Raw genomic sequence first — 6801 nt, forward strand, 5'->3', positions numbered from 1 at the left:
TTCAGGGGGGAAGGTCACCGGCGAGCACGACGCCATCGTCACCCAGGCGCAGTGGGACGCGGTGCACGCGATCCTGCAGGTCAGCCCGCGGGTGCGGGTCAACCGGACGCAGAACACGACCGCGCCCCTGCTGCTCGGGCTGATCTTCGACAGCGACGGCCGCGCCATGTCGCCCAGCCACAGCCGCGGCAGGGGTGGGCAGATGTACCGCTACTATGTCAGCCAGGCGGTGCTGAAGGGCGGCGCGACGGAGCGGCCGGCCATCGCGCGTCTGCCGGCCGGCGAGATCGAGGCGGCGGTCATCGCGCAGGTCCGCGCGCTGCTGCTGCAGCCCGAGATGGTCGTCGGCACCTGGCGGGCGGCGCGGGCGACAGCGCCGGACGTCACCGAGCGGGAGGTGCTGCTGGCACTGGAGCGGATCGAGCCGCTGTGGGAGGAGCTCTTCCCCGCCGAGCGGGCGCGCATCGTGCGGTTGCTGGTGGATCGGGTCGACGTCCAGGCTGAGGGCGCCGCGGTGCGTCCGCGGCTGGACGGGCTCGGCAGCCTGGTCCGTGACCTCGCCGCCCGAGCCGTCGAGGCCGGGAAAGCTGCGGCATGAGCGACGCTGCGCAGACCCTCACGGTGGTCATCCCGCTCCGGGTGAAGCCGCGTGGCGGGAGGAAGGCGATGGCGACACACGGCGTGCTAGCGCTGGAGCACCGGCGGGACATCACGCTCATGAAGGCTGTCGCGCGTGCCTTCCGGTGGCGGCGGATGCTGGAGTCCGGCCAATTCGCCACGATCAATGACCTGGCAGCGGCGGAGAAGATCAACTCGTCCTAAGTCTCGCGCGTGCTGCGGCTGACGCTGCTCGCGCCGGACATCGTGGATGCGATCCTCGATGGGCGACAGCTGAATCGAATAGCCTGCCGGGACTGATGGGCTGCGTTCCCGCGATGTGGGCCAAGCAGGGCGTGAACCGCCTTCGCCTATCGCGAGGCGTAGCGAAGCATACCGCGGACGTCAAACGGCCGCTGTGCGCTCAGCGCCGCACCCTCTGCCCGCCCTCACCCGCGGCCGCCAGCCGTGCCAAGCAGGCGGCCAGCGCCTCCTGAGCCATGCGCAGGAGGATACCCGGCGTGCCGGCCTCGGTGGCGACCCATTCTCTTTCGCGTGCACAATCAGACGGACCCGACTGCGCGGCCGCCGCGATCGGCAAGAGCAGGCTCAGGCAGATGATGGCGGTTCGGGTGCCCCTGCGCGCGCCGGCGGTGGATTCCAGTTGAAACCTATTCATCGGACTCGCCTCTCCTTGTCGGTTGTCACTGACGCTGGAAATGCCGCGTCGCAACCCATTCGGCGACGCGCTTGCCGAGCTCCTCGCCGGCCACAGTCGCGAAGCCGAAATGCATGCCGCCGGCGATGCGGGCGATCCGGTTCTCCTGGTTGAAGGCTTCGGCGCCGACGTAGGTGCGCGTGGTGCGGGTCACCGCGCTGTCCAGGCTGAAGGTGACGTCCGGCGTGCCGTGGATGTGACGCAACGCCTCGCCGAGCGCGCCGGAGGTGCAGGAATGTGCGGCGGGATACTCGGGGTGGTTCGGTGTCGGCAGCGCCGGCATCCAGGCCGCATCGGCCCGCGTCGCGTCATTGCCGTCATCGTCGGCCATGGCGATGGCGCTGAACGGGCGCCAGGTGGCGTAGTGGTACTTCGCCTCGAAGCAGGCGCCGATGGCGTCCGCGAAGGAGACATAGAGCATCGCCATGATCCGCGCCGCGTCCACCACATCCGGCGTGCTGGCGGCGAGACGGCCGAAGTTGCGCGACACGAAGGGCGGCGGCGGCTCGGTGTGGAAGCGCGCGACTTCCAGCTGCTCCGCCGTGCGCAGGCTGCTGGCGGTGCCGCCGAGCGCGCGCACCTCCTCGAACGCCGCGGCATAGGCGGCGCTGTTCAGTGCGGGCGGCGCCGCTGGCCGGAACTGGTCGAGGCTGTTCAGCGCGAAGGGCCGCATCGCGGGGAAGTGGCGGAAGATCGGGTTAGGGCTGGCGCTCCGGAACGCGCCCGGCGCGGTACCGGAGACATAGGGCTGCAGCGCCATATTGCGCCCGTCATTCGCGCGCAGCCGGACGATGCCGGCGGCGACCTCGCTGCCCAACGCCACACCGAGCGTCTTGGCTGACCCGTCGGGTATGGCGGCGAGGCGCTGGTCATAGGCCGGCTGCCAGATCGCGGCGCGGCCCGGAAACAGCGCGCGCAGCACGCCATGCGCGGCAGCGCTGACGGCCGCGTCGGTGGAGGCGCCGGCGGCCGGCGCGGTGGGCCGCACCGCGAAGGGCCGGTAGCGGCCCTCGATGGCGACGACGGCGTCGTAGATCGCCAGATGCAGCGTCGCCGGATCATGCGCGAATGACGGGCGCGCTTCTTCCGGCGTCCTGCTTTCGGTGGCGGGCGCGAGCACCGTGCGGGTGGCGACGTCGTGCCAGAGCGACACGAGGTTGGGATGGTTCGCCGCGAGCGTGACCGGCTGTGCCACGGCGCCGACGGCGCCAAACCCCAGGAGCAGCGCCGCCGACAGCAGGCGACGTGCGGCTGCGGGAATGCTCATCGGACCTCCTTCGTCGGGTCGCCGGGACTCCGGGCGCCGATCAGGTCGATCAGCGCGTCGTGCGTTGGCGTGGCGATGCCGTGCAGCCTGCCGAGCCGCGCGACGGCGCCGTTGAGGCTCGCCATCTCGGTCCGCCGCCCCGCGGCGACGTCCTGCAGCATCGAGGACCGGTGGCCGGCGCTGCGTGGGATCACGATCGGGGTCAGCGTGTCCCGCGCATACGCCTCGCCGGACGCCGCTGGGCGATAGCCATGCGCGGCGGCGAGCACCGCGAGCGTCTCCTCGGCCAGGCGCTCGATCAGCCCGCGCGTCGAGGGGTGGGTCACCAATTCGCCATAGGTCAGACCGGTGAGCGCTCCGGTCGGGTTCATGCATGTATTGAACAGCAGCTTGAACAGCACGGTCTCGCGGATCGTCGGATCGACGCGCATCGGCAGAAAGCCGCCCTGCGCCGCGGCGACGAAGCGTTCCAGCGGCGCGGTCGCATCGCCCAGCAGCGGGCCGGCATTGATCGGGCTCGACGCCGCCTTGCTGACGACATGCGCGATGCCCTGCCGCTCCAGCCCGATCATCATCGCCGAGGCATAGATCGGGATTCCGGGTCCTAACGCAGCGCGGATCGCCTCCGAAGCGCCGATGCCGTTGTGCAGCGAGAGCACCGCGCGCGGTGCCGGTTCTGCGCCCGCAAAGGGCGCGAGCGCGGCGGCGATGTCATGCGCCTTGGTGGTCACGACCAGCATGTCGCAGCTGCGCGCCGTGGCGGAGGGCGCCGCAGCCTCCTCAATGGCGATGGCACCGGCGGCAAGCGCGTGCTCGCCATGCAGGCCGCTGACGGTGATCGCGCTGGCGCGTAGCGCGGCGACCGACCCGGCGCGCGCCAGCAGGGTTACGCGCTGGCCTGCGATGGCCAGCGAAGCGGCGATGCCGAGGCCGACCGAACCGGCGCCGAGGACGGTGGCGGTGACGGTCATCGGGCGAGCCAGCTCCGCATCTCGGCCGCCTGCGCGCGCAGCCAGAGCACGTCGAAGCCCGCGATCATGCGATAGCCGCGCGCGAACAGCGCCTCGGCCTGCGCGCGCGAGAATGCCACGCCGCAGAGCGGCAGGCCGGCCGCAGTCGCCGCCCGCTCGACCCGTGCCACCGCCGCGACGAAATCGGGATGGTCGAACTGCCCCGACACGCCGAGCGCGGTCGAAAGATCGAACTGCGCGGGCACGATGATGTCCACGCCCGGCACGGCGCAGATCGCCTCGATATCCTCCACCGCGCCGCGCGTCTCGATCAGCAGGCAGCAGACCAGGTGCTCCTCTACCGCCTTGCGGTAGGTCGACATCTGCGCGCGCCAGCGCGACTGCGCGATGAAGGGGCCGAAGCCGCGCGTGCCATCGGGCGGATAACGCAGCGAGGCGACCGCATCGCGCGCATCCCGCGCACTTTCGATCAGCGGAAACATGATGCCTTCGGCGCCGAGGTCGAGCGCGCGCTTTACCATCGTCGCGTCGTTCGCGGTGACGCGCGCCATCGGCGCGCAGGATGTTCCGGCCGTCGCCGCGATCATCGCATGCGCGCTGGCGTGATCAACCGCGCCGTGCTCGAGGTCCACGACGACGCAGTCCGATCCCGCCGCCGCCAGCGCCTGCGTCACCACGGCCGAGGGGATTGTGCAGAGCTGCATGGTTAGCGCGTCGCGCGTCTCGCGCAGCCGGGCTTTCAGGGTCATGGCGGTCATGCGAGTGTCTCCTGGTGCAGCAGGCGGATCAGCAGCTTCCCGCTGTTCTCGCCACGATAGAGACGGGCGATCGCGCCGGGCGCCTCAGCTATGCCGTCCAGGATGTCCTCGCGGTAAGCGAGGCTGCCGGCGCGGACCCAATCCGCGAGCTGCGCCACCGCTCCTTCCGTGCGCTCGGCATGGTCGAAGATAAGGAAGCCCTGCATCCGCGTGCGCTTCACCAGCAGGTGCCGCTCCACCCGCGGTCCCTGCGGCCAGGGATCCCAGCTGGAGAGGGATGCGGTGCCGCAGATCACCACCCGCGCGCGCACGGCGAGCTGGCGTAGCACGGCATCGCTGATCGGGCCGGCGGTATTGTCGAAGTAGATGTCCACGCCGTCCGGCGCAGCCTCGGCCAGTACGGCATCGATCGGGCCCGCCTTATAGTCGAGCGCCGCGTCGTAGCCGAATTCCTCCAGGCATTGGCGCCGCTTCTCCAGCCCGCCCGTGATGCCGATAGTGCGGCAGCCCTTCAGCTTCGCGATCTGCCCGACGATGAAGCCCACCGCGCCCGCGGCCGTCGAGACCACCACCGTCTCGCCGGGCTTCGGCTGGCCGATTTCGAGCAGCGCGAAATAGGCGGTGGTACCGTTCAGCCCGAGCACGCCGAGCGAGGCCGAGAGCGGCAAGTTCTGCTCGACTACCTTGCGCGTCACCGCGCTGGGCGCGACGGCGGCGTAGTCCTGCCAGCCGAACAGGCCGCTCACCCGCTCACCGGCGGCGAAGTCGGGATGGCGCGATTCCAGCACCTCGCCGGGGGCGAAGCTGCGCATCACCTCGCCGATGCCCACCGGCTTCGCGTAATTGGCCACAGCCGAAACCCAGCCGCGCATCGCCGGATCCACCGAGAGCAGGTGGTTGTGGACCAGGATCTCGCCGTCCTGCAGCGCCGGCAGCGGCGCCTCGCGCAGCGCGAAGTTCGCCGCCTGCGGGATGCCCTCGGGGCGGCTCACCAGGATCACCTGACGGTTGCGGGGCGCGGTCATGCGTGTGTCGCATCGCCGGGCCGCGGCGGCAGTTGCACGATCGCAAGCCGCACATCCTCCTCGCCCAGTACCGTCGTGGTGTGGCCGGAGCCCGCGACATCCTCCATCCGCCAGATCGAGCCGGCGCCGAATTCGCGCACTTCGTCGTCGCCGGCCTGCACGCGCAGCCGGCCGGAGAGGCAGAACGCCACCTGCCGCCGGGGCGAGGGATGCTGCGCACCGCCCCAGCCCACCGGGAGGATCAGGTAGAGCAGCCCGGTCGCTGCTTCGGTGGTGGAGATCGGCATGGACGGCGCGGGCGGCGCGAAGGCGCCAGGCCCGAGCGGCACCGGCGCGTCGGAGAAGCGCGAGACGCCCTCGGCGTCCTCGGTCAGGTGGAGCACACAGATGCCGGTCAAGGCGCAGCCACCAGGCAGCGGAAGCGCGCGGCGACCCGAAAACTCCCATCGGGCTGGCGGAACGGCGCCAGCGCTGCGCAGTGTGCGGTGACGAAGGCTGCCTCGCCCGAATGTTCGATGGCGCGGACGGCGACGCCGGCCGAGCCAAGCCCGCGCAGCGCCGTCGCCTCGTCCGGATAGGCCCAATGTGTCTGCACGTCGAAGACCACCCCGGGGATCAGCCCGCCGGCCGCGACGAAGCCGCGCAGCGCGGCTTCGTCGGAGAGCGCGAAGGGGCCGGGCGCACCCGGCGGCGGTGCCGGCAGCAGCGGCTTGAGCGCGCCGACGAGTGCGGACGCCTCCATGCCCGCCGGCTCGCCCCAGGTCATGATGACGATCATGCCGCCCGGCTTGGCGACGCGCCCCGCCTCGCGCAGCGCCTGCGCGGCATCGCCGGCGTACTGGAACGCATTGAATCCGGTGACGAGATTGAAGCTGTCATCGGGGAAGGGCAGCGCCTCGATGTCGCCCTGGCGGAAGTCGCCGGCCGGCGTGCGCTCGCGCGCGATCGCCAGCAGCGCCTCGGCGGCATCGATGCCGCTGACGACGGCGCCGCGAGCGGCCGATAGCGCCGCCGCCATGCCCGCGCCGCAGCCGACATCGAGATGCCGCGTGCCGGGCCCAACGCCGGCATGGTCCAGCGCGGTGCGGAAGGCAGCGGCGCACTGCCCTTCCTGCTCCTCCGCCCAGTTGCGCGCCCGCGCGCCCCAAAGCCGTCCGTTCGTCTCGGATGTCTGCATCGCCGGCTCAGCCCCCTTGGAGCAAGCCTCCCCCCTATCCGGGCCTCGGCGGAACACGACGCGCTAAAGGAAACTAAATCGCGCCCTACCGCAGCGCGTCAGCGGCCTCGGGCCGCGCCAACCCCGCGGCAACGCGCAGGAAGGTGTGCGCGCGGACCTGGTAGTCGGGGTTGGTGGAAAGCCAGCGCCCCGCCAGCCGCGCCGCGGCGAGCGCCGCAGAGCATCTCACCGCGCGCGGGGTCGCGCGGGGTCGCGCGGGCTGCGGCGCAGCGCGGCCTCGACCAGGGG

At 71.6% G+C, this 6801-nt stretch carries 9 protein-coding genes; 2 read left to right on the forward strand and 7 right to left on the reverse strand.

Going from position 1 to position 6801, the window contains the following annotated elements:
• Nucleotides 1-61 precede the first annotated feature (61 nt).
• Entirely contained in the window at nt 62-598 is a 537-nt protein-coding gene (locus OZN99_RS02645) for a hypothetical protein (protein WP_270933613.1), read from the forward strand.
• Entirely contained in the window at nt 595-822 is a 228-nt protein-coding gene (locus OZN99_RS02650; protein WP_270933614.1) for a hypothetical protein, read from the forward strand. Before OZN99_RS02645 ends, OZN99_RS02650 begins: the two co-directional genes overlap by 4 nt.
• 479 nt (nt 823-1301) lie before the next feature.
• Here the strand turns inward: OZN99_RS02650 and OZN99_RS02655 are convergent, their stop codons facing one another.
• The 7 genes from OZN99_RS02655 to OZN99_RS02685 form a co-directional block, all read right to left on the reverse strand.
• Nucleotides 1302-2582: a vanadium-dependent haloperoxidase gene (locus tag OZN99_RS02655; protein WP_270933615.1), complete on the reverse strand. Its 1281-nt coding sequence runs from the start codon at nt 2580-2582 to the stop codon at nt 1302-1304.
• The gene (locus OZN99_RS02660; protein ID WP_270933616.1) at nt 2579-3553 is read right to left on the reverse strand and encodes a ketopantoate reductase family protein; all 975 of its coding nucleotides are present in this window, start codon (nt 3551-3553) and stop codon (nt 2579-2581) included. The genes OZN99_RS02655 and OZN99_RS02660 overlap by 4 nt, the downstream gene beginning before the upstream one ends.
• Complete coding sequence (locus OZN99_RS02665) at nt 3550-4311, reverse strand: HpcH/HpaI aldolase family protein (RefSeq protein WP_270933617.1); 762 nt, start codon at nt 4309-4311, stop codon at nt 3550-3552. Before OZN99_RS02665 ends, OZN99_RS02660 begins: the two co-directional genes overlap by 4 nt.
• Entirely contained in the window at nt 4308-5336 is a 1029-nt protein-coding gene (locus tag OZN99_RS02670) for an NADP-dependent oxidoreductase (RefSeq protein WP_270933618.1), read from the reverse strand. The genes OZN99_RS02665 and OZN99_RS02670 overlap by 4 nt, the downstream gene beginning before the upstream one ends.
• Nucleotides 5333-5734, reverse strand: a complete 402-nt coding sequence (locus tag OZN99_RS02675; RefSeq protein ID WP_270933619.1) for a cupin domain-containing protein — start codon at nt 5732-5734, stop codon at nt 5333-5335. Before OZN99_RS02675 ends, OZN99_RS02670 begins: the two co-directional genes overlap by 4 nt.
• Nucleotides 5731-6513, reverse strand: a complete 783-nt coding sequence (locus OZN99_RS02680) for a class I SAM-dependent methyltransferase (protein ID WP_270933620.1) — start codon at nt 6511-6513, stop codon at nt 5731-5733. The genes OZN99_RS02675 and OZN99_RS02680 overlap by 4 nt, the downstream gene beginning before the upstream one ends.
• Nucleotides 6514-6598: 85 nt before the next feature.
• Nucleotides 6599-6801: hypothetical protein (locus tag OZN99_RS02685; RefSeq protein WP_270933621.1), on the reverse strand; the 203-nt coding region annotated here is incomplete at its 5' end.

Origin of the sequence: Falsiroseomonas oryzae, from assembly GCF_027856955.1 — a bacterium.
Classification (GTDB): Bacteria; Pseudomonadota; Alphaproteobacteria; order Acetobacterales; family Acetobacteraceae; genus Falsiroseomonas; species Falsiroseomonas oryzae.